Source organism: Nocardia yamanashiensis NBRC 100130, assembly GCF_001613325.1.
GTDB classification, from domain to species: domain Bacteria; phylum Actinomycetota; class Actinomycetes; order Mycobacteriales; family Mycobacteriaceae; genus Nocardia; species Nocardia yamanashiensis.
Map to the genome: position 1 here is coordinate 519,885 of NZ_BDCD01000002.1, position 21,389 is coordinate 541,273.

Below are 21,389 nucleotides of genomic sequence, written 5' to 3' on the forward strand. Positions count from 1 at the left end.
GGGCATGATGGGGCGGATCGCGGGTCGCTTCGGCATGTCCCCGATTCCGCTCTATCTACTGGGCGGCCTGTTCTTCGGCACCGGCGGCGTGGTCGAGATGCGCGCCGCCGCCGACTTCGGCCACCTGGCCGGTGAGATCGGCGTGGTGCTGCTGCTCCTGCTGCTCGGATTGGAGTACACCGCAGCGGAATTGGTGACCGGGCTGCGCCGCTCCTGGCTGGCGGGTCTGCTGGATATCGTCGCCAATGCCACGCCCGGCGCGCTGGTCGCGCTCCTACTGGGCTGGGGGCCGGTCGGTGCGGTCACCATGGCCGGCGTCACCTACATCTCCTCCTCCGGCATCGTCGCCAAGGTGCTCAACGACCTCGGCCGGCTCGGCAACCGCGAAACCCCGGTCATCCTCTCCATCCTGGTGTTCGAGGATCTGGCCATGGCGGTCTACCTGCCCATTCTCACCATGGTGCTGGCCGGCGTCGGCTTCCTGGCCGGGATGAAATCGCTCGGCATCGCGCTGCTCGCCATCACCGTGGTGCTCATCGTGGCGCTGCGCTACGGCCGCTACGTCTCGGCCCTGGTGGACAGCAACGATCCGGAAGTGTTCCTGCTCAAGCTGCTCGGCGCGGCGCTGCTGGTGTCCGGCGTGGCCTCGGTGCTCAATGTGTCCGCGGGCGTGGGCGCGTTCCTGCTCGGCATCGCCATCTCCGGCTCGACCGCGCACGAAGCGGCCAAACTCCTGGAGCCGCTGCGCGATCTGTTCGCCGCCATCTTCTTCGTGGCCTTCGGGCTCAATACCGACCCCAAGGCGATTCCGCCCGTGCTGGCCTGGGCGGTGGCGCTGGCCCTGATCACCTCGCTCACCAAGATCGGCACCGGCTGGTGGGCGGCGCAGCGGCAGGGAATCCGGCGGATGGGCCGCGCCCGCGCCGGCGCGGCCCTGGTGGCGCGCGGCGAGTTCTCCATCGTGATTGCGGCGCTGGCGGTTTCGCGCGGCGTCGACGATCGGCTGGCCGCGCTGGCCTCGGCCTACGTGCTATTGATGGCCATCATCGGGCCGATCGCCGCCCGGCTTGTCGAGCCGACTGTCCGGTTCATCCAGCGCACCCCGCCCAGCCCGGATCCGGTCGGACTCTGAGCCCGGATCGGCCGGTGGCGTCTCGGCCAGGGGCGCCGGTGTCCGGTCGCTCTCCGCACACCGCCGCCGCACCGTGGCCGCTATCCGCCGCGACACCCTGACCGCGATCGCGCCCGTCACGAAACCGATGATGAGCGCGAAGAAATGGCCGTAGTCGGTGAACGTCCGCCCGCTCCACACCCCGTACGCGTAATAGACCAGCAACCCGCACGCCCAGAGCCATCGCGCCGGGCCGCGCACCCGGAAGGCCAGCACCGCCAGCATGGCCGAAATGCCGTAGCTGGGGCCGACATCGGAGGCGAAGGCCACCCGGACCGGAATCACCTCCCGGTCCAGCCCGCGCGAAATGCCCAGCACGGTCAGCAATGTCGCGCCGATATGCCCGACCGCCACCACCAGGATCCAGCGCAGCGACCCCAGCCAGCGCTCGGCCAGCGCCATCAGGGTGAGCAGGATGAGTATGTCGCCCCACGGGAAGCCGCCGTCGGTCCAGAAGGCGGAGGCGAGGAGCACCTGGATCGGATCCCGCTGCATATTGCGCAGATTCGTGGACGCCGACAGGATCAGCCGCCGTCCGACGATATCGCTGGCCCCGCGCAGCGTCCACCAGGTGACGAACAGGGTGAAGGCGTAGGCGATGGAAGCGGGCGCGACCGCGAGCAGATCGCGATAGGCCGCCACCGCCCGCCGCAGGCGCTGCGGATGCCGCCACCAATCGCCCAGCGCACGCAATTCCACGCCCGGATCGACGGTGCGCAGCCAGGGTGGCTGATAGCCGGCCAATGCCATGCGCCGATGGTATCCCGAGGTCAAAAGCGCGCTCCGCAAGCGGGATCGGTCCGCCGGACGTAACGCGCCTTAATCCCGGCGGAAAACCTCGGTTACATCGCAGCAACATGAGTCCGGAGGATCGGGGAGGTAATCCTTTCCTGGGCGCTTGCTCAGGTCGAGAGCGAGGAGTGCCACCCACCCCATGACGACCGCGACCCGCACGGCCCCGGCCCCCGACGACTATCTCGCCAAACGCACGCTGCGCACCGGATCGGCCGGCTGGTTACTGCTCGCCGGGCTCGGCGTCAGCTATGTGATCTCCGGCGACTACTCGGGCTGGAATTTCGGTCTGGCCCAAGGCGGATTCGGCGGCCTGTTCATCGCCACCGTGCTCATCGCGGGCATGTACCTGGCCATGGTGCTCGGCATGGCCGAAATGTCCTCGGCGCTGCCCGCGGCCGGCGGCGGCTATACCTTCGCGCGGCGGGCGCTCGGGCCGTGGGGCGGATTCGCCACGGGCACGGCCATTCTCATCGAGTACGCCATCGCGCCGGCGGCCATCGCGACCTTCATCGGCGGTTATGTGGAGTCGCTGCACCTGTTCGGGATCACCGACGGCTGGTGGGTGTACCTGGCGGTGTACACGCTGTTCATCGCCGTCCATCTGACCGGCGCGGGGGAGGCGCTGAAGGTCATGTGCGCCATCACCGTGGTGGCGCTGCTCGGGCTCGGGGTGTTCGCGGTCGCGGCGTGGGGCAAGTTCGATCTCGCCAACCTCACCGATATCGCCCCCGACCCGACCGCGGCGGGCAGCTCGTCGTTCCTGCCGTTCGGGGCGTTCGGGATCTGGGCGGCGGTGCCGTTCGCCATCTGGTTCTTCCTCGCGGTGGAAGGCGTGCCGCTGGCCGCCGAGGAGGCGCGCGAGCCGGAGAAGAACGTGCCCAAGGGGATTATCGCGGCCATGCTGGTGCTGCTGGTGACGGCGGGCACGGTGCTGGTGCTGTCCACCGGAGCGCTCGGCGCGGACGCGCTGTCGAAGTCGGGAAATCCGCTGGTGGAGGCGCTCGGCAGCAGCGCGGCGGCCACCGTGGTGAACTACATCGGGCTGGCCGGACTGGTCGCCAGCTTCTTCTCGATCGTGTACGCGTACTCGCGGCAGACCTTCGCGCTGTCGCGGGCGGGGTATCTGCCGACCAGCCTGTCGGTGACCAATGCGCGCAAGGCGCCGGTGCTGGCGTTGATCGTGCCGGGCGTGATCGGGTTCGGGCTCTCGCTCACCGGTAAGGGTGCGATGCTGTTGAACATGGCCGTGTTCGGTGCGGCCGTGAGCTATGTGCTGATGATGGTCAGCCATATCGTGCTGCGGGTGCGCGAGCCCGGGATGAAGCGGCCGTACCGCACGCCCGGCGGCATCGCGACCACCGGATTCGCCCTCGTCGTCGCGTGTGTGGCGGTGGCGGCGACCTTCCTGGTCGATCCGGTCGCCGCCGCGTGGACGCTCGCCGCGTTCTGCGCCTTCATGCTCTATTTCGGTCTGTACAGCCGGCATCGGCTGGTCGCGCATTCGCCGGACGAGGAGTTCGCGGTGCTGGCTCGTGCCGAGGAGGAACTCGAATGACCTTGTATAACCAGCGAATCGGCGGCAGCGGCTATACCTTCGACGGGTTGGTGGAGCTGCTCGCCAAGGCCACGCCGTTGCGCAGCGGTGACGAATTGGCCGGATGTGCGGCGGATTCCGATGCCGAGCGGGCGGCGGCGCAGTGGGCGCTGGCCGAGGTGCCGCTCACCGTGTTCCTGAACGATCCGGTGGTGCCGTACGAGACCGACGAGGTCACGCGGTTGATCATCGATACCCACGATCGGGTTGCGTTCCAAGCGGTTTCGCATCTCACCGTGGGCGGGCTGCGGGACTGGCTGCTGGCGGCCGCGGCGGCCGGTGACGCACGGTCACTGACCGCCGTCGCGCCCGGGCTCACGCCCGAAATGGTCGCGGCGGTCAGCAAACTCATGCGGAATCAGGATCTGATCGCGGTCGCGCGCGCCATCCGGGTGCGGGCCGCGTTCCGCACCACCGTCGGACTGCCCGGGACACTCGCCACCCGGCTGCAACCCAACCATCCCACCGACGATCCGCGCGGTATCGCGGCGGCGGTGCTCGACGGGCTGCTGCTGGGCTGCGGTGACGCGGTGATCGGCATCAACCCCGCCACCGATTCCCCTTCCGCCACCGCCGATCTGCTGCATCTGCTCGACGAGGTGCGGCAGCGCTTCGACATCCCCACCCAATCGTGCGTGCTCTCCCACGTCACCACCACCATGGGGTTGATCGAAGCCGGAGCGCCGGTGGATCTGGTCTTCCAGTCCATCGCGGGCACCGAGGGCGCGAATTCCGGCTTCGGCGTGAACATTTCACTGCTGCGCGAAGCCAATGAAGCCGGTCGTTCGCTGCGGCGCGGCACCGTCGGCGACAATGTCATGTACCTCGAAACCGGCCAGGGCTCGGCGCTTTCCGCCGGCGCGCACCTGGGCACCGGCGGCAAACCGGTCGACCAGCAGACCCTCGAGACCCGCGCCTACGCCGTCGCCCGCGATCTCGATCCGCTCCTGGTCAATACCGTCGTCGGCTTCATCGGCCCCGAATACCTCTACGACGGAAAGCAAATCATCCGAGCCGGCCTGGAGGACCACTTCTGCGGCAAACTCCTCGGCCTGCCCATGGGCGTGGACGTCTGCTACACCAACCACGCCGAAGCCGACCAGGACGATATGGACACGCTCCTGACCCTGCTCGGCGCGGCCGGCTGTGCCTTCGTCATCGCCGTCCCCGGCGCCGACGACGTCATGCTCGGCTACCAGAGCCTCGCCTATCACGACGCCCTCTACGCCCGCCAAGTCCTGGACCTGCGCCCCGCGCCCGAATTCGCGGCCTGGCTCGACAATCTCGGGATGCTCGCCCCCGACGGCCGCATCCTTCCCGTCGAACCCCTCGCCTCGCCCCTTCGCGCTCTCACGGGAGCGCCGTGAACCCCGAACCGCACACCTGCCCAGCGCTTTCCGGCCTCCCGACGGCCAGGCGCGCATCCACCAGAACCGCTTCGCGCCGCAACCTGCGCACCGTGCACCTGCTGGACCGCCGCTGCGGACCGCACGCCGTACCCGATGCAGAGGAAGGACCTCTCACATGACCTCGGCCCCACCGCCCGTCCCGGACCCGGCGATCGAGACGCCCACGCCCGCAAGCGAATCCGGTGCCGATTTCTGGGCCGCGTTGCGAAGCACGACCCAGGCGCGAATCGGATTGGGACGTACCGGAGATGCGCTGCTCACCCGTGACGTGCTCGAATTCCGGGCAGCGCACGCCGCGGCCCGCGACGCCGTGCACCAGCCGTTGGACGTGGCCGCCTTCGCGACGGAGGTGGCGTCGGTCGGCCTGGGCGATCCGGTGCACGTGCGCAGCCGGGCGGGAGCTCGATCGGAGTACCTGCGCCGCCCCGACCTCGGACGACTGCCGGGCAGCTCGGAGCGCATCGGCGGAGTGGGCGCCCCGGTCCTCGCGGTCCCCGGCGACGCCACCCTGGCCGCCGTCCCCGCCGGCCGCGCCGACATCGGCGTGGTCCTGGCCGACGGCCTCTCCCCGCGCGCACTCACCGACCACGGCGTCCCCATGCTCGCCGCCCTCCTCGAATTACTCGGCGACAGCTACACTTTCGCCCCACCCGTGATCGCCACCCAGGCCCGCGTGGCCCTCGGCGACCACATCGGCGCCGCCCTGGGCGTCGACACCGTCCTGGTCCTGATCGGCGAACGCCCCGGCCTGTCGGTGGCCGACAGCCTCGGCATCTACCTCACCCACCACCCGCGCCCCGGCCGCGCCGACTCCGAACGCAACTGCGTCTCCAACATCCACCCACCCGAAGGCCTCACCTACCGCCGCGCCGCCCAGGTCGTAGCCGGCCTGCTCACCGGCGCCCGCCGCCTCGGCCGCTCCGGCGTCGACCTCAAGGACACCTCGGCCGACCCCGCGCTGCCCGCCGGACTGATCGAACTGGCCGAGCCCGCATAGGAGTAGCTGCCGATCCGGTATCGGCGGCGTTCGCCGATGGTGGCGGTGTGGTTGCCCGGTTTCGGGGTATGGGCTGGTTAGGGTCGGGTGGTGGGTCGCCTGATGTTCGCTCCGTGCCGGCACCTGGATGCCGCGCCGCCTGGATCGGGCGGGGGCCGGAAAGTGTTCGGCCGCAGCTCGATCGACGGTGGGGAGGTGGGGCGATGAGTGCGATTCATGTGCTGTTCGCGATCGGGGCGGGGCTTGCCGTCTGGGGGTCGGTTCGGGTGGTGCGGGAGCCGCGGCGGATTTCGACGGGGCTGATTCTGGTCGCGGCCGCGGTGTTCTTGACGCTATGGGTGGTGAGCTCGCTGCATACGGTCGATCCGTCGGTGGCGGCCGCGCTCGGGGTGGTGTTGTTCCTGTTGCTGCCGCCGTTGTCGTTGCTGGCGGCGGGAATCGGATTGCTGGCCAACGGGGTGGTGCTGACCCGCAAGGAGGGCTTGCGGGTGGCCACGGCGGTCGCGCCGGTGGCGGGGATCGGGCTGATCGCGCTGCCGTTTCTCGCGGTGCTGTGGCTCTCCCCGGCCACGGCGCACTCCGCCTGGGCGTCGGCCTTGCTCCTGCTGGTGGTGCTCCTCGGCCTGCTGGTGCTGGTGCAGCTGGTCGCGTTCACGGCGTACGCGGTGCTGTACGCCCGTTTGCCGCAGCCGCCGGGCGCGGATGTCGTGGTGGTGCTCGGCTGCGGCCTGCGCGGGGACGCGGTGACTCCGCTGCTGGCCTCGCGATTGGACCGGGCGGCAGAGGTGTATCGCGAGGAATGCGCCGAGGGCGGGGATCCGCTGCTGGTCGCCTCCGGCGGCAAGGGACCGGGGGAGACCGTCGCCGAAGCCGACGCGATGGCGGATTACCTGGCGGCGAGGGGAATTCCGGCCGATCGCATCGTGCGCGAGAACCGGTCCCGCAATACCGAGGAGAACCTGCGCTTCACCGAACGCGAACTCACCGCCCGCGGCATCGATCCGGCGGAGGCGCGAATGACGGTGGTGACCAGCGACTTCCACGTGCTGCGCACCGCCGGGCTCACCCGCCGCCAGGGCCTGCGGGCGCAGGTGACCGGCGCGCGCACGGCCCGCTACTTCGTGCCCGCGGCCTTCCTGCGCGAATTCGTGGCGGTGCTGGTCACCCATCGCAAGGTGAATCTGATCATCGGAGGCGTGCTGACCGCCCTCATCGGCGCGCTGCTGATCATCTCGTATCTCCCGATCGGCGGCGATCCGGGGAACTGATCAGCGGCGCAGATCGAGACGGCGCATCACCCGATCCACCACGTCCGGCGGGATGCCCGGCTCGCGGCGGGCGGCGAGTGCTTCGGTGCGGCCCGCTTCCAGGACCTCGTTGGTAATGGCGCGCATATGCTTGGTCAGCGCCAGGGTGCGGTCGGTGGCCAGGCGCGCGTTGTTCTCGGCGGCCTCCGGATCCGCTTGCGCGAGGCGGCGTTCGAAACCGTCGCGCAGGCGTTCGTAGACCTCGTCGGGCAGCTGCTCGGTCTTCGCGATCTCCTTCAGCTGGGCCAGTTCGGCTTCCAGCACCCGTTTCCAGAGCCGGCGTTCCATCTCCCGTTCCATCCCGGTGTCGGCGTGCACCCCGGTGGCGCGCACCACCAGCGGCAGCGTCGGCCCCTGCAACAGCAGGGTGAACAGCACGACGGCGAACGCGGTGAACAGGATCTCGTCGCGCCCGGGGAACGGCTCCCCGCCGTCGGTGGTGAACGGAATGGCCAGCGCCAGTGCGACGGTCGCCACCCCGCGCATCCCCGCCCACCAGGTGACGACGGTCTCCCGCCAGGTGTACGGCTCGTCCGCGTCGCGATGCCGCCACCAGCCCTGGAACAGCGCGGTGGTGAACAGCAGCCAGATCAGCCGCAGCCCCACCACCACACCGATCACCACGGCCGCCCCGCCCAGGAATTTCGGCCAGTCCGGCCCGGCCTCGCGCAGCACGGTACTGAGCTCCAAGCCGATCAGCCCGAACGCGAAACCGGTGACCAGCATCTCGGTGATCTCCCAGAACGAATCACCGACCAGCCGATAGTCGCTGTCGCTGAAATCGGTTGCGGCATCGGTGAGATACAGCGAGCACACCAGCACCGCCAGCACCGCCGACCCGCCGCGCGCATCGGAGATCCCGTAGGCCGCGAACGGCAGCAGCAGACCGAGCGCGACCTGCCACGGCGCCTCGTCCAGCTGCCGCATGAGTTTGCTTCCCGCCCAGCCCAGTACGAGCCCCACCACCGCGCCCACCACCGCCGAGAGGGCGAATTCGCGCACCGCGCCCCAGCTGGAGAAGGATCCGGTGACCACGGCCCGCACCGCCGCCGAATAGATGACGATGGCGGTGACGTCGTTGAACAGGCCCTCGCCCTCGAGCACCGAGACCAGCCGGCGCGGCAGCCCGAGCTTGCCCGCCAGCGCCGATACCGCCACCGGGTCGGGCGGCGCGACCAGCGCGCCCAGGGCGATGGCCGCCGCGATCGGAATCGCCGGATACCACCAGTGGAAGGCCCAGGCCACCGCGGCGGCGGTCACCACCACCAGCACCACCGCACGCATGCTGATGGCGCCCCAGTTCTCCGCGAACTGCCGCCACGAGGTGCGCCGCGCCGCCGCGTACAGCAGCGGCGGCAGCACCAGCGGCAGGATCAGATCGGGATCGATGTGGATCTCGGGCACCGAGGGGATGAGCGCCAGCACCACGCCGAACGCCGTCATGAGCACGGCGGGCGCCTGGCCCAGCCGCTTGCCGAGCGGCTGCGCCAGAATGGTCGCGAACAGGACCAGGAAGATGAGCTCCAGCTGGTGGTGCACGCAGCCAGTTAACTGCCGATATGCCGGAAAGTCGAATACCCGGGCCGGGTTCTCAGCCGGGCCCGGGTTCTCTCAGGATGCCGACCGGTCGGACCTGCGAGGGCGGAAATCAGCGGCCGACCGGTAGGAACCCGGACCCGTCTCGGGTCCCGCGAAACCCTGATGCGGCTGCCCGTACCCGGGCCGGTTCTCAGCCGCTCCCAGGTTGTTCTGGGCCGGACCGCCGTAGCCGCCCGGCACCACCGCGCCCGGCTGCCCCATCCGATTCGCCTGGGCCGCAGCCTGATCCGCCTGGAAAGCCCAGGCCTCGCGCTGCGCGGGCTCGGGACGGGTCGGTTCGGCCACCATGCTGGCCTCGTCCACCTCGGTCAGGCCGACGTGAATGAGCAGCACCATGGTCACCATGCTGACCGAGATCATCAGCGGCGCCAGCAGTTCCATCGCCCCGGCGCCGGCGGGCACCGTGCCGCTGTGGCTGGAATGGTGGGCGCTCATCGAGGCCATGCCGGTGTAATGCATGCCGCACACCGCCACACCCATGATCAATGCGGCGCCGATGGTGGCGAATATCCCATTGATGTGCAAGGTGAACCACAGCGCCACGGTCGAGGCCACCACGGCGATCACCATCGACAGCGTCACCAGCCAGAAGTCGTAACTGATCATGGCGTCGGATTTCATGGCGTACATGCCCGAGTAGTGCATGGCGCCCACGCCGAGCCCGGTGATCGTGCCGCCGACCGGCAGCGACCAGACGCCCCAGTGCCCGCGCGTCACGATGGACAGGCCCACCCAGACCACCACCATCGCGATCGCCGCGCTGAGCAGGGTGATCGGCACGTTGTAGCGGATGGCCGCGCCGTGGATCGAGAAGCCCAGCATGGCAATGAAATGCATGACCCAGATACCGGTGCCGCCGATGGCGACGGCCGCCGCGATGAGCCAGCCCTTGCGCCCGTCCCCCGAGCGGGCGCGTGCGGTGCAACGCAGACCGAGCAACGATCCGGTCACCGACATGATGTAGGCCACGACCGGGGTGACCCAGCCATAGCTGAAGTGGTGAATTTCCAGCACTCGAACTCCATTGCCAGAACGGGGGTTTCGCAATTCGCATGCCGCGAAACGCAATACGCGGAAGCGACGAGCGCACACTACCGGGCGGTTGACCGGATGGGAAATTGAAAGGGAAGGTTTCCGGTATATTTCTTCCGGCTGGTTTTATTGGACGTCCTACTAGTTGGAGATCGCCCGGTCGTCATGTCTCCGAAGGGTTTTCGCATCAGGCTAATGCGGAATATGTGCGGGCGCTCGGCACGGCGTCAATAGAACAGAACGGTTTGTACAGACAATGGGGAATCAGCTGCCGACGCCGGAGGTCCGTGGATGCTCGCCCGTGTGTTGCCCGCCGTGACGATCATCGCTCTGCTGCTGGCTCGCGCATATGTGAGCGTGCGGGCCGACGCGGTACCCGGCGGGCAGCTCGTCGCGGCGCTGCTCGATGTCGCCTGCGTGCTCGCCTTCGGCTGGCTCGCGACCGTGCTCGTCGGCGCGGCCATGCGGGCGCTCGGCGAGCGGCTGGCCCGCCGCACCGGCGATCCGCAGCGGCTGCGGCGAATCCGCACCCAGCTCAGCGTGTTCCGGACCGTCGCCACCGCGGTGGTGTGGCTGATCGCGGGCATCGTGGTCATGCTGCTGTTCCCCGCCACCCGGGCCATCGCCACCACGCTGTCCGCGTCGGCCGGGCTGCTCACCCTGGTGGCCGGGATCGCGGCGCAGGGGACGCTGGGGAGTCTGTTCGCGGGGATTCAGATCGCGTTCGGCGATGTGGTGCGGATCGGCGACACGGTGGTGATCGACGAACAGCGCGGGGTGATCGAGGAGATCGCGCTCACCTACGTGGTGGTGCGGCTCGCCGACGACCGGCACCTGGTGGTGCCCGTAACCTTCTTCACCACCAAGTCTTTCGAGAACTGGTCGCGCAAGACCGCCGTGACCCCGCCCTCCTGACGGTCGGCTGCGCTAGATTTCCCCAGGGCGGCCGCACGATTCGGGATGCGCGGCCCGGGGAGGACGATCGTGGGATTGCAGCCGGGGACGGTGTTCGCCGGATTCTCCATCGAGCGACTGCTCGGTGCGGGCGGGATGGGGACGGTGTATCTGGCCGCGCATCCGCGCTTGCGGCGGCGGGTGGCGCTGAAGGTGCTCGGCGATACCTTCGTCACCGACACCAAGATCCGCACCGCGTTCGATCGGGAGGCGACCCTCGCCGCGGGGCTCGATCATCCCAATATCGTTCCGGTGTACGACCGCAGCGCGGTCGACGACGCCGTGCTGTGGCTGGCGATGCGGTACATCGACGGGGGTGATGCCGCGGCGCTGCTGCGCGAGCACGAGCAGGGGCTGGAGCCGGCGCGGGCGGTGCGATTGGTGGCCGATGCGGCGCATGCGCTCGACTACGCGCACGCGCAAGGGGTGCTGCACCGGGATGTGAAACCGGCGAACCTGCTCATCGACAACGATCACCGCGAGGGGGAGCGGGCGGTGCTCACCGACTTCGGGATCGCGCGCACGCTCGACGATACGGTGACGCTGTCGGGGATCGCCGCGACGTTCGCGTACGCGGCGCCGGAACGGTTCAGCGATACGCCCGCCGACCATCGGGCGGACATCTATTCGCTGGGCTGCACGCTGTTTCAGCTGCTGACCGGGCAGCCGCCGTTTCCGCGCAAGGATCAGGCGGCGGTGATCGGCGCGCATCTGACCGCGCCGCCGCCCGCGCCCCGGACGGTGCGGCCGGAACTGCCCGCGGCCTTGGATGACGTGATAGCGACAGCGCTGGCGAAGTTACCGGCCGATCGCTACCCGACGTGCACTGCCCTGGCCGCCGCTGCCGCTGCGGCGCTGCCGCCGGTCGTCGCTCCCGAGCCGCCGGAACCCGAACGGACGGTAGTGGTTTCGCGGGGTGTGATGGCGGAACCGGGGCGGCTGGTGGTGAATTCGCGGAGTGCCGCGGCGGAACAGGAACGGCCGGTGGTCGTTTCGCCGGGCGGGACGCCGGAATTCGCGCGGCCGGTGGCGGATTCGAGTGGTGTGCTGCCGGAGCCGACTACCGAGGTGCAGCGTGCGGAATCGGTTGTGCCGGTGGCCTCGCGGGTCGATTTGGGGAAGGTTCCGGCCGAGGTCATCGCGGTGTCGGAAGGTGTGAAGCCGGTGCGCCGCCGGCGTCTGGCGACGGTGTCGGGACTGGTGTTGGCGGGTGTGAGCGTGGTTGTCGTCGCGGCGTTCGCGTTACGCGAGGATTCCGGTTCGCCGGCTTCGACGCCGAATCCGCCGTCCGTGAGTGCGACCGTGTCGCAACAACTTACGACCGTCACGTCTGTTCCGCGCACCAGTGAACCGGCGCCCGCGCCCCCGCCCGCGGAAACCCCGCCCGCTGAAACCGAATCCGCGATCACGGCGGCTCCGCCGGTGGAGCAGGCGGCCCCGCAGTTCACCGTGCAACGCCAGCCGACCCAGGTCGCCGAGGCTCCGGTGGTTCCGCAGACGCGTTCACACCAGTGGCCGGGCTGACCCGGGTCGGTTTTCGATCGGAGGATGCCGGGACCGATCCGGCCCCGGCACTTGGTGTTTCAGGCATCCGCTTCCCACACGTACCCGTCCGGATCCACGAACGATCCCGTATTGCCGTTGACCACGATGCCGTGCGAACCGGAGCCCTCCGGGGACACACCGGCATCCTTGGCCGCGGCCTTGCGCGGATACATGGCCAGCTTGATCGGCGAATCCGGCAGCTCGAACTCGGCGTACTTGCCGCCGAAGCTCTTCGACACGGTCAGGCCCTGGTCGACGTAGAACTGCTTGCTGGCCTTCACATCGTCGACGCCGAGCAGTAGCACGACACTGTCGACGTTCCGGGAGGACGGTCCGCTGTCCTTCTTCTGCGACGTGGTGACCTTCCAGATGGTGCCGTCCGGGCCCTGAATGACGGCGCCGTAGCCCCAGAAGTTCTTCTTGCCCGGCTTCAGCACGCTGAACCCGTTCTGGAGGGCGGAGCCGACGAGGTTCTCGACGGTGCCCGGCTGATCGACGACCAGCGACATCATGAAGCCGCGGAACCCGTCCGACGGGGCCTGCGCGGGGCGGAAGTTCAGTGTGCCGCCGAGGCCGAAAGCGGCTTCGTAGGCGGCGGTGACGGCGGCCGGATCGGCGGCGTCGAGGCTGACGGTGAGGGCGGGAGCGGTGGAGTTCGTCATAGGTAAAACCCTAGATTCGCCCTGGTCCAGCGACATCCGTGCCGACCACGGAGCCCGCCACGTAATCTCCACGGGCTTCGGCTACGCACGCCACCGGCTCCTGCCCTCACACTGGTTCCTATGGAGATCACATCGGCCGTCGGCGCGATCCTCGGCGCCTTCGGACTCTCGGGCGCCGCCGGCCTCAACGCCTGGCTACCCCTGCTGGTGGTGGGCTTCGCCGATCGCCTCGGCTGGATCGATCTGGGCAGCTCCTACGGCTGGCTGTCCTCGACCCCGGCGCTGATCGGCATCGCGGTCCTGTTCGTCCTCGACCTGATCGGCGACAAGATCCCCGCCCTGGATTCGGTGCTGCACAGCATCGGCACCGTCATCGCCCCGGTGTCCGGCGCCATCCTCTTCACCGCCGAAACCAGCATCTCCTCCCACCTCCCACCCGCCGTGGCCGCCATCCTCGGCGCCGTCACCGCCGGCAGCGTCCACGCCGGCCGCACCGTAGCCCGCCCCTTCGTCACCGGAACCACCGCCGGCGTAGGCAATCCCGTAGTCTCCACCGCCGAAGACGGCACCTCCCTGGCCCTCACCATCCTGGCCCTAGCGGTACCCGTCGTGGCCTTCATCGCGGTACTGATCCTGCTGATCGTGCTGGGCTGGCTGGGATTCCGCGCCGCCCGCTGGCTCCGCACCAGGCGGCGCGCCAAGGAACTCGACCAGCCCCACCCCGGGCGCTAGCCCCTAGGCCGTCGATCAGTCGCCGACCGCTGCCAAGAACGAGCCACCCGCCAACCGCCGGTAACTCGCTCTCCCACCGTGGAATTCGCTGAACGACACGAACGTCGGATAGGCGGCCCCGCGCAAATCGGCCACCACGGCCTCCTCGGGCAGTCCGGCGGCAGCGGCCGCCACCTCGGGGTCGGGGGAGTGGCGCGCATCGAGCACCGGCACCGCCCGCACCTTCGGCGTGTCCTCCACCTCGAATATCTCCCCGCTCCGGAAGAACCAGTCGGAGAACGCCGATGCGAAGTCGAGTTCCTCGAGTTCGTCGTCATCGACCCACTCGGACAGGCCCTCGATGCGTTCACCGCCGGCCACGCGCAGCGCGGACTCGAATCCTGCGGCGAGGCGCAGGAACCAGTCCGTCACGGAGGGGGCGACCAGGGTGGTCGAGTTGTCTTCCCAATGGAAGAACACCCGGCCCCAGGTGCCGCGCTCGGGATCGATATCGGCGTAATAGATTTCGGCCGCGCTATTGGTATGCAGCACCCACCAGGCGCCCGGAGCCCCGGCGCGGCAATACCTGGGTTCGGTGTTCTCCGGATGCGTGAAGGTGATCGAGTCGTACTCGTCGAACCGGATCTCGCCGATTTCGCTTGCCAGCAGCCGGATTTCGTCTGGAACCGGGACAGGCCAGCTGTCGATGATCGACTCGGAAACGCCCGGGCCCAGTTGCACCGCGCCGCTCGACTGCTCGGCTACCGCCCGCAGTCGTGTGATCGCGTGTGCCGCCCGTGCTACCGCACTCTCCTGCACCGGTCCCTCCCTTTCATCTCGGTGCGACGCTACCCCGCACCGGGATCTCGGGTCAGGCGAGGTGGAGGGCTACCTCGCCGGAGTCGGTTTTCCAGTACTTGCGGTTCAGTTGGGCCTTGCCGGTGCCGGTGGTGTAGGGCACGAGGATCGGGTAGGTGGTGCTGGGTTTGAGTGTGGCGGTCCAGGTTTCGATGCGGCCCGAGCATTGCAGGGTCGCGCCGGGCGGGTAGCTGGTGAGTGCGATGGTGCCGCTGCCGCTGGTTTCCATCTGGGCGGAGACGTCGAGGTAGCCGATGCCGGCCTCGCAGCGGTAGGTGCCGGTGGCCTGCAATCCCTCCGACGTGGAGGTGACCGCGGAGTTCAGGGTGATGAACTCGTCTTCGGGGGCGGCGCTCGCCGGGCTCGAACACAGGGTCGCGATCGCGGCTGCCGCGACCGCGACCAGCGCATATCTCGTACCGAACATTGCCTGACCTCCTGGGTCATCCGACATCGCGAGCGAAATCGACCTTGATGGTAGTCAGGCGGTGCGGCCGTCCGGGCCGGTTCCGGCAACCGAGATGGATGACTGGCTGATAGCTGATGACCAGCGTCTTCGATGAAATGTGCACATTCCACATGTTTGCCGGGTTAGATTCCCGCTACGCCGGACAACCGGCGATGAGAATGTCGGAGGAACACCGTGGAATATGTAGGCTCTGTCGCCGGTATCGCGCAGATGATCATCGGCACCATCCTGGCCAACACCGGATCGGGTGGGTCCGGCTCGGGCTGGTGAAGCCTGCGGATTCGGCTCGCTACGGGCGAGCCGAATCCGAAATCCCCAGGGCTGCCGGTGTATTGGTTCTTACCGATCCGGATGTGCTCTGAACAGCTGATCGACCGACACCGCCGACCGAGCCTCGGGGCTGCTGATCTCGAAATACTGTTCGGGCGAGACATGGTGCAGCGTAGCCACTATGGCGGCGGGGATCGACTGGATCTTCGTGTTCAACGCTCGGACGTTCGCATTGTAGAGCCGCCTGGAAGCGGCGATCCGATCCTCGATATCGCTCAGTTCCTGCTGCAATGCGGCATAGTTCTGCACCGTGCGCAGCGCCGGGTATTGCTCCGCGAGAGCTGACAGTTGGGACAAGGCTGCGGTCAGTGCGTTCTCCGCCGTTGCTACGCCGGTGATTTCGGTGTCGGCCCGGTTCAAGGTGGCGAGAGAACGGGCGTGATTGCGCGCATTCGTCACGGCTTCCAGAGTTCCGCGTTCGAATGCGGCGGCTCGCTCGACCGTGGCCACCAGATTCGGCACCAGTTCGTGGCGGCGCTGCAATTCGACATCGACCTGGTTCCAGGATTCGGTGATCAGATTCCGCAGCCGCACGAAATCGTTGTACGCGGCGAAATACCACAGCACCGCGATCAGCGCGATGACGACGACCGCTATGACGAGGACGGTGGTGCTCATGCGATATTCCTTTCCGGCTGGAAGGCGAGAGTGCTGTCCGGCGTGAGGGTTCCGTAGTCGGTCCAGACGAATCGCGGGATGCCGTCCGCGACCACCCGCATCGCATCGAAAACTCCGCCGATCTCATGCGGGCGATTCCCCAGCGTCGTAATCCCGACCAGCAGGTTCCCGACGATCTCGAACTTGGTCAGCATCACCGCGCTGCCGTGCGACTTGGTGAGGTGCACGAGCTGGTCAATCGTGCGCGGCGTCAGCACCGCGTGTGCGAAAGCCGGTTTCGAGCAATACACCGAGAATCGATCGTTGAAGTCCGCCGATTCGAATTCCACGCGATCACCGGTGGTGCTGTCCAGGGTGATCCCCATCGTCAATCGGGGTAGCGCCGCGGGCAGTGTGATGGCGAAGACATTCCGATAGTGCGTACTGACATTGATCCGGTTGTTGTGCAACCAGGTCACATGGAAGAAGCTCGCCGGATACCCACCGGCTCTGCCTTCCATGCAATCCCGCACCCGGAAACGCCGGGCACGCCCGATATTGAACGGCGGGAAATCCCACACGGGCACCGGCCAGTCGCTCGCCCGGCGATACCGGAACCCGTTCGCCGCAGCCCATTCCGCGGTCCACCGCTTGCGGAACGATTTCACGATGAGCCCCGACGGCAGAAACGCCAGCGCCGGCGTGGCCAGTAGCAACACCCAGGAGAACGGCCGCCCATGATCGTGCCACCACCAATACTGCGCCACCACCAGCGCGATGAAAGTCGCCGTCGACAACGTATTCAGCAGCACCGGCCGAGCCCAAACAGAACTCGCCACCTCCCATGCCTGCTCATCCGCATCACCCATGATTCCCCTCCCCGATACCACCCCGACCCCGACAGCCTCGACGATCACGCCGGAAGAATGCAACTCCTTTGCCCGCCCGCGCGACGCGCATGAGCAGGCCGGACCTTCAGATGGACTGTCCCGCAAACTCTTCCATACAGTGGTACCTCGTGAGCGCATATGTTTCCGCATTGATCGCGATCGCCGGAACGTTACTGGGCACCGGAGTCACCTACTTGTTTCAACGCAGCTCCGCGGACCGAGCCGCGGACCACGCCGTAGCCGAGCGGCTACGCCAGGACCGCCTGAACGCCTACAACACGTTCGCCGACGCCGCCGTCGAGTACCGCCGCACCGAGATCGACCGCTGGCACCGCATGCAGGACGGCAACCCCGACGCCGAACTGGCGACCCGGGTCGAGTCCTACGCGAAGCGCACCGAAGCCCGCAGCGCTCTCCTCCGCGTGCGCCTGCTGACCAATGACGTCCGGCTTCAGGAGCTGGGCGAGAAGATCATGGAGGCCACCCACGCCATCCACCGCGCCGGCGACTCGCAAGCCAAGAACGCCTGCGGCGACGAATCGATGGGCTTGATCGACGCATTCGTCAAACACGCAGGCCGCGAAATCCAGTCTCCCTCACGAACTCTCGCACGAGCCGACCGATAAGGTGCTACCGGTTCCGGTCGTGCCGTAGTCGATCGATGGCTCGGTGAATCAGCTCCGGCCGACCGGCCTGCGGCGTCAGCTGTCTCTCGTACTCGATCAGGCGATCGGCAGTGGCGCGATCGTTCATCACCAACCTGAGCAGGTCCGCATAGGTACCCGACGGCATCGAGCCGGGCCGAGTCGGCCCGACAACCGGACCGGCCCGCGCGGGCAGGGGAGTCCCCGCCGGCAGCGCCTTCAAATTCCGCAGCGCCGCAGCACTTCCCGCCGCCGCCGCACGATTCCACCACTGCCTGGCCCCGGCATGATCCCCACGCCGAAACAACAGCAGCCCAAGATTGTTCATGGCACTGCCATCACCGCCATTGATCGCCAGCCGATACCACCGCTCCGCCTCCACACCTGCCCCCTGCTCCTCGAGCAGCGCCCCCAACGCGGCCATAGCCTGCGCATTCCCCGCCCCCGCCGCCTCCCGCAACCACATCTCGGCCTCGGCCAGCACCACCCGATTCCGCCCCCGATTCCGCCACCGCACAAACGCACTCTGCCCCGCGACCCGATCGTGCAGTAGCCGCGCCAGCCGATCCATCGCAGCCGTATCGCCCAACACCGCACCCCGTCGATAACACTCCTCCGCAGCGAAAAGCTCCCCCCGCGCCTCGTACGTCCGGCCGATATCCACGAAGGACCCGCCACCCTCCGGCTCCTGAGACATCCCCCGTCGACCGTCGAATCCCATTGCGCCAGAACGCGTCGACCCGCTCGCCTCCGACCACACCCGCCGCCCGCGCCTCAACCCTCGCGCCCCGGTCTGCTCCCCGTCCAACGCCCCCAGCACGAACGCGCCACCCACGAACACCACCACGCTCCCACCGGCCATGGCGCCCGCGACCTCCAAATACTCGACCCCTTCCCGCCGAACGCCCCGCTGCTCCTCGAGCGCCTCCGCATAACTGGTACTGCCGACCTCCGTCATGCTGTTCGCCTTGTAATGAACGCACTCGGTCCCCGGCCGCATCGTCTTCTTGTCACAGGTCGGCTCCGCATCCGGGTCCTGCAACACCTTCCCGACCCCGATCAAGACGGATATCCCCGCGCCGATAAACGCCAGCACCGCCCCCACCAGCAACAGCATGACCACACCCCGCGCGACCGCCCGCATCCCGCGCCTCCCCATGAACCGATAACGCTGGCTGCCAATCAAATCAACAATCCACCCCACCCGCAGCCCGAACCAGCCAATCGAGAATCTCGCACCATGATGGTCGGAGCGGCGCTGTCAGCCTGAGTGTCGTTGTGGCTGGCTGCGATTCGTGCCGCGTCACATTGCTTGAACGTCTACCTTGTCGATCTGGCCGAGCTCGAGGCCGTCATCGGCTCCAAGAACGAGGAATTCCTCAGCCGGTTGCTGGCCGACCTGCCCGATCACGATCCGGAGTACGGCTGCTGCGAGCTGTGTGATCCTGCGGATTGCGAAGGACCCGACTGCGAGGAGTGCTACCACTGCGAGGACGCCCAGCATCCGCAAGCGTTGCGGACCATCTTCGCCGGCGGTCCTTTCGACGAGCATCACGCCCATGCCTACGTTTCGGCATTGGAATTGATCTGCCGCGATATCAGCACGGACATAGGCGAGGTGAGTTTCTGGTTCGGTTACGACGGCCTTCCCGACGTAATCCTCAGTCTGGCCGACAATATGGGTGGCAAGGACCCATTCCCATCCACCGAGGACAACGGGTGGGGCCATATCAGCAAAGAGAGCTGCGCGGAACAGCTGCCCGAGTGGGAGACCATCGCCGCCGGAACCGACGACCACGGCGGATACGCCGATTCCATCGTCGAGTGGTTCCGTGAATCCACTACCGCGAAGAAGGATCTCATCGGTTTCTGGGCCGGGTAGCGTTCACCGGCCGATCCCTTGCCGGATACGAGAATGGGCCGCGGAGCTGATGCTCTGCGGCCCATTCTCGGGGTCGAACTAATCCAGATGGTCGCGCACTAGTGGTGACTGCGCTTTGTGTTGTACCCGCTGAACGAGGTAGCCGACGAGTGCGGCACCCGCTGATATCTTTGACTGAGCCTTCTTGCAGCCGTTTGGGGCAGCGGAGCGGGTGCCTCGACGCTAGCGCACGGAAGTGTGAGCGCCGACTTACGTGGGTGGGCCGCCGACATTGCGCGGACCTTGCTGGAGAACCTTCCCTTGTAGTCAATCCTGTCGCAGATGGGTGAATTGATCGAGACTAGTTGGTACTTTCTATGACATTCGTCAAAGGCTCGCAATCGTGCAAAGGCTGCTAGAGCAGCGTAAATCATGGGCGCCAACCACGTCGGCCATATTTTCACAACGTGCTACGTGCTAAAGCGAACGTATGGAGTCGTGTTGGGGCGTAGTCTGTGCCCGTTCATTACCTGCTAGAGAAGAGATCTTATGTTCTTGACAGAGATGGGCCTTACTCAGCATGACTCGTTGACCGCGGCACAGGCCGCAGCGAACGAAGCTGCGTCGGCGTCGGGTGGTCGTGTCTTCACATGTGTCGTTTTCCGACAGGGTGGGCGTCTGATGCTCACTACGGCGTTCTCCTATGCGTTCTTGATCAGGCATGTGATTTCGGCGCCAGCGGAGAAGGGCGGCAATCCGCGAATGGCAACCAATCGTCCGGTCGATAGCGGGCACGTTCGCGTGATCACTAAGTACCTGACGGACAACGATGAGAACTACATACTTCCACCGGTCACTCTCAATGTTCGATCGGTTCCAGCTATTCATATCACCCGCGGAAATTTCGCTACTACGGTCGGATTCGTGGTAATCGGTGACGACACGCAGTTTTCTATTACTGACGGACAGCACCGTCTGATGGCGATCACCAAGCGGCGAGATGCCTTGACAGACAGCTCGGACTTCTTGTCTGACAGTATTTCTGTCGTAATAGTGGTTGAGCCCGATCTCGCGCGGATTCATCAGGATTTTGCTGACGCAGCACAGACCAAGCAGATTCCGGCGAGCCTGCTGGCGGCTTTCAATACTCGGGAGCCTCTGAACCGTGTCTTGACAAAAATTGTCGACGGAGCGCAGCTCTTCCAGGGGAGGATTGACGAGACTTCGAAGAGTCTGTCGAAGAATTCCCCTTCTGTGTTTCTGCTGAATCAAGTTCGTGGCATGGTCAAAGAGTTGCTCTTTCATGACTATGCTCTTGCGGAGAGCAGCATTCCGGGTCGGAGTGCACAGGTTATCGGCACGACTGAAGATCAGGATGCGTTTGTCGCACGTACCTTGGCGATGATGGAGCTGTTGACAGCGCAGATGACTCCCTGGAACTCGATTGTAGAGCTCCCAAAATCAGGCGGACCAGCAAATCAGGTAGTCGATTTTCGACGCCACTACGTCAATATGACGGCCACGGGTTTGGTTGTCATCGGGCATGTCGCTTATGAGATCGAAAAGAACCGGGACGAGGATTGGCGCCGCGCTCGTTACATAGATTTGGCCACTAAGATCGATTGGCAACGAGACGCCGAGATTTGGCAAGGCAACATCATCACGGGCGACAAGATTAACACCACACGGGGACCGGGTCGTGCGGCCGCACAGCGAGTGATGCGGGCGTTGGGGATCCAGGCACCTGCGTTGTTCGTGTAGGGGCTCGTCGTTCACGGCCAAACCCCCGGCGCCAAGCTGTGCGGCGTGGGGCAACTGGCGAGCCGCGTGAGGTGTCTTGTGGAGCAGGCACACGTCTCGAAGCGTCATCGCTTGTCCGCCCATGTCACTAGCGAGAGCGTTGTGCACGTCCAGAAAACAGAAATTGGGCCCCGAAGCTGCTGCTCAGGGGCCCAATCTCGGTT

20 protein-coding genes are annotated in these 21,389 nt (G+C 66.9%); 11 read left to right on the forward strand and 9 right to left on the reverse strand.

Translation table 11 applies throughout. The features are described from left to right. The first annotated feature begins 4 nt into the window (after positions 1 to 4). Positions 5 to 1,132, forward strand: a complete 1,128-nt coding sequence (locus NY1_RS02485; protein ID WP_439955989.1) for a cation:proton antiporter — start codon at positions 5 to 7, stop codon at positions 1,130 to 1,132. Here the strand turns inward: NY1_RS02485 and NY1_RS02490 are convergent. Further along, complete coding sequence (locus NY1_RS02490; protein WP_067707409.1) at positions 1,031 to 1,921, reverse strand: rhomboid-like protein; 891 nt, start codon at positions 1,919 to 1,921, stop codon at positions 1,031 to 1,033. The genes NY1_RS02485 and NY1_RS02490 overlap by 102 nt on opposite strands. A gap of 184 nt (positions 1,922 to 2,105) precedes the next feature. Here NY1_RS02490 and eat point away from each other — a divergent pair, with 184 nt between their 5' ends. The 4 genes from eat to NY1_RS02510 all read left to right on the forward strand — a co-directional run bounded on the left by eat (position 2,106) and on the right by NY1_RS02510 (position 7,234). Then, complete coding sequence (gene eat, locus NY1_RS02495) at positions 2,106 to 3,521, forward strand: ethanolamine permease (protein WP_067707411.1); 1,416 nt, start codon at positions 2,106 to 2,108, stop codon at positions 3,519 to 3,521. Beyond that, entirely contained in the window at positions 3,518 to 4,927 is a 1,410-nt protein-coding gene (locus NY1_RS02500; RefSeq protein ID WP_067707414.1) for an ethanolamine ammonia-lyase subunit EutB, read from the forward strand. The genes eat and NY1_RS02500 overlap by 4 nt, the downstream gene beginning before the upstream one ends. Before the next feature lie 157 nt (positions 4,928 to 5,084). Then, complete coding sequence (eutC, locus tag NY1_RS02505) at positions 5,085 to 5,966, forward strand: ethanolamine ammonia-lyase subunit EutC (protein ID WP_084534562.1); 882 nt, start codon at positions 5,085 to 5,087, stop codon at positions 5,964 to 5,966. A 203-nt stretch (positions 5,967 to 6,169) separates the two neighbouring features. After that, complete coding sequence (locus NY1_RS02510) at positions 6,170 to 7,234, forward strand: YdcF family protein (protein ID WP_084534563.1); 1,065 nt, start codon at positions 6,170 to 6,172, stop codon at positions 7,232 to 7,234. On the opposite strand, the gene NY1_RS02515 is transcribed toward NY1_RS02510, so the two are convergent. Then, positions 7,235 to 8,812 carry a Na+/H+ antiporter gene (locus NY1_RS02515; RefSeq protein WP_067707417.1) on the reverse strand — a complete coding sequence of 526 codons (1,578 nt, stop codon included), beginning with the start codon at positions 8,810 to 8,812 and terminating at the stop codon, positions 7,235 to 7,237. 72 nt (positions 8,813 to 8,884) lie between these two features. Then, positions 8,885 to 9,886, reverse strand: coding sequence for an MHYT domain-containing protein (locus NY1_RS02520; RefSeq protein WP_067707420.1), 1,002 nt, complete (start codon positions 9,884 to 9,886; stop codon positions 8,885 to 8,887). 309 nt (positions 9,887 to 10,195) lie between these two features. Here NY1_RS02520 and NY1_RS02525 point away from each other — a divergent pair, with 309 nt between their 5' ends. Together NY1_RS02525 and NY1_RS02530 are read left to right on the forward strand one after the other, a co-directional pair. Beyond that, positions 10,196 to 10,819, forward strand: a complete 624-nt coding sequence (locus tag NY1_RS02525) for a mechanosensitive ion channel family protein (RefSeq protein WP_067707422.1) — start codon at positions 10,196 to 10,198, stop codon at positions 10,817 to 10,819. 69 nt (positions 10,820 to 10,888) lie between these two features. Beyond that, complete coding sequence (locus NY1_RS02530) at positions 10,889 to 12,382, forward strand: serine/threonine-protein kinase (protein WP_067707425.1); 1,494 nt, start codon at positions 10,889 to 10,891, stop codon at positions 12,380 to 12,382. Positions 12,383 to 12,441: 59 nt separating this feature from the next. Here the strand turns inward: NY1_RS02530 and NY1_RS02535 are convergent, their stop codons facing one another. After that, positions 12,442 to 13,065 carry a VOC family protein gene (locus NY1_RS02535; protein WP_067707428.1) on the reverse strand — a complete coding sequence of 208 codons (624 nt, stop codon included), beginning with the start codon at positions 13,063 to 13,065 and terminating at the stop codon, positions 12,442 to 12,444. Positions 13,066 to 13,185: 120 nt separating this feature from the next. Between NY1_RS02535 and NY1_RS02540 the strand changes: the two genes are divergently transcribed. Then, positions 13,186 to 13,797 carry a DUF4126 domain-containing protein gene (locus tag NY1_RS02540; RefSeq protein WP_067707430.1) on the forward strand — a complete coding sequence of 204 codons (612 nt, stop codon included), beginning with the start codon at positions 13,186 to 13,188 and terminating at the stop codon, positions 13,795 to 13,797. Positions 13,798 to 13,812: 15 nt separating this feature from the next. Here NY1_RS02540 and NY1_RS02545 read toward each other — a convergent pair whose 3' ends face one another. The 4 genes from NY1_RS02545 to NY1_RS02560 all read right to left on the reverse strand — a co-directional run bounded on the left by NY1_RS02545 (position 13,813) and on the right by NY1_RS02560 (position 16,899). Then, positions 13,813 to 14,595, reverse strand: coding sequence for a hypothetical protein (locus NY1_RS02545; RefSeq protein WP_067707433.1), 783 nt, complete (start codon positions 14,593 to 14,595; stop codon positions 13,813 to 13,815). 52 nt (positions 14,596 to 14,647) lie between these two features. After that, positions 14,648 to 15,061: a hypothetical protein gene (locus NY1_RS02550; protein ID WP_067707436.1), complete on the reverse strand. Its 414-nt coding sequence runs from the start codon at positions 15,059 to 15,061 to the stop codon at positions 14,648 to 14,650. 381 nt (positions 15,062 to 15,442) lie between these two features. Then, a complete protein-coding gene (locus NY1_RS02555) occupies positions 15,443 to 16,051 on the reverse strand; it encodes a LemA family protein (protein ID WP_067707439.1) in 609 nt (202 codons plus the stop codon). Beyond that, on the reverse strand, positions 16,048 to 16,899 hold the full coding sequence (locus tag NY1_RS02560; RefSeq protein ID WP_067707442.1) for a DUF3137 domain-containing protein: 852 nt from the start codon (positions 16,897 to 16,899) through the stop codon (positions 16,048 to 16,050). Before NY1_RS02560 ends, NY1_RS02555 begins: the two co-directional genes overlap by 4 nt. 149 nt (positions 16,900 to 17,048) lie before the next feature. Between NY1_RS02560 and kilB the strand changes: the two genes are divergently transcribed. Beyond that, entirely contained in the window at positions 17,049 to 17,546 is a 498-nt protein-coding gene (gene kilB / locus NY1_RS02565; protein ID WP_067707445.1) for a plasmid transfer protein KilB, read from the forward strand. Between the two features lie 4 nt (positions 17,547 to 17,550). Here the strand turns inward: kilB and NY1_RS02570 are convergent, their stop codons facing one another. Continuing rightward, positions 17,551 to 18,768, reverse strand: a complete 1,218-nt coding sequence (locus NY1_RS02570) for a tetratricopeptide repeat protein (RefSeq protein ID WP_067707448.1) — start codon at positions 18,766 to 18,768, stop codon at positions 17,551 to 17,553. 108 nt (positions 18,769 to 18,876) lie between these two features. Between NY1_RS02570 and NY1_RS02575 the strand changes: the two genes are divergently transcribed. Together NY1_RS02575 and NY1_RS02580 are read left to right on the forward strand one after the other, a co-directional pair. Next, a complete protein-coding gene (locus tag NY1_RS02575; protein WP_067707450.1) occupies positions 18,877 to 19,446 on the forward strand; it encodes a DUF7691 family protein in 570 nt (189 codons plus the stop codon). A 567-nt stretch (positions 19,447 to 20,013) separates the two neighbouring features. Further along, positions 20,014 to 21,186 carry a DNA sulfur modification protein DndB gene (locus NY1_RS02580; protein ID WP_218028282.1) on the forward strand — a complete coding sequence of 391 codons (1,173 nt, stop codon included), beginning with the start codon at positions 20,014 to 20,016 and terminating at the stop codon, positions 21,184 to 21,186. The last annotated feature ends 203 nt before the right edge of the window (positions 21,187 to 21,389 follow it).

What these genes read in the sequence shown, in the direction of transcription:
- NY1_RS02485 (WP_439955989.1), top strand. Translation starts at nt 5, where the DNA reads ATGATGGGGCGGATCGCGGGTCGCTTCGGCATGTCCCCGATTCCGCTC.
- NY1_RS02490 (WP_067707409.1), bottom strand. Translation starts at nt 1,921, where the DNA reads ATGGCATTGGCCGGCTATCAGCCACCCTGGCTGCGCACCGTCGATCCG.
- eat (WP_067707411.1), top strand. Translation starts at nt 2,106, where the DNA reads ATGACGACCGCGACCCGCACGGCCCCGGCCCCCGACGACTATCTCGCC.
- NY1_RS02500 (WP_067707414.1), top strand. Translation starts at nt 3,518, where the DNA reads ATGACCTTGTATAACCAGCGAATCGGCGGCAGCGGCTATACCTTCGAC.
- eutC (WP_084534562.1), top strand. Translation starts at nt 5,085, where the DNA reads ATGACCTCGGCCCCACCGCCCGTCCCGGACCCGGCGATCGAGACGCCC.
- NY1_RS02510 (WP_084534563.1), top strand. Translation starts at nt 6,170, where the DNA reads ATGAGTGCGATTCATGTGCTGTTCGCGATCGGGGCGGGGCTTGCCGTC.
- NY1_RS02525 (WP_067707422.1), top strand. Translation starts at nt 10,196, where the DNA reads ATGCTCGCCCGTGTGTTGCCCGCCGTGACGATCATCGCTCTGCTGCTG.
- NY1_RS02535 (WP_067707428.1), bottom strand. Translation starts at nt 13,065, where the DNA reads ATGACGAACTCCACCGCTCCCGCCCTCACCGTCAGCCTCGACGCCGCC.
- NY1_RS02540 (WP_067707430.1), top strand. Translation starts at nt 13,186, where the DNA reads ATGGAGATCACATCGGCCGTCGGCGCGATCCTCGGCGCCTTCGGACTC.
- NY1_RS02550 (WP_067707436.1), bottom strand. Translation starts at nt 15,061, where the DNA reads ATGTTCGGTACGAGATATGCGCTGGTCGCGGTCGCGGCAGCCGCGATC.
- NY1_RS02555 (WP_067707439.1), bottom strand. Translation starts at nt 16,051, where the DNA reads ATGAGCACCACCGTCCTCGTCATAGCGGTCGTCGTCATCGCGCTGATC.
- NY1_RS02560 (WP_067707442.1), bottom strand. Translation starts at nt 16,899, where the DNA reads ATGGGTGATGCGGATGAGCAGGCATGGGAGGTGGCGAGTTCTGTTTGG.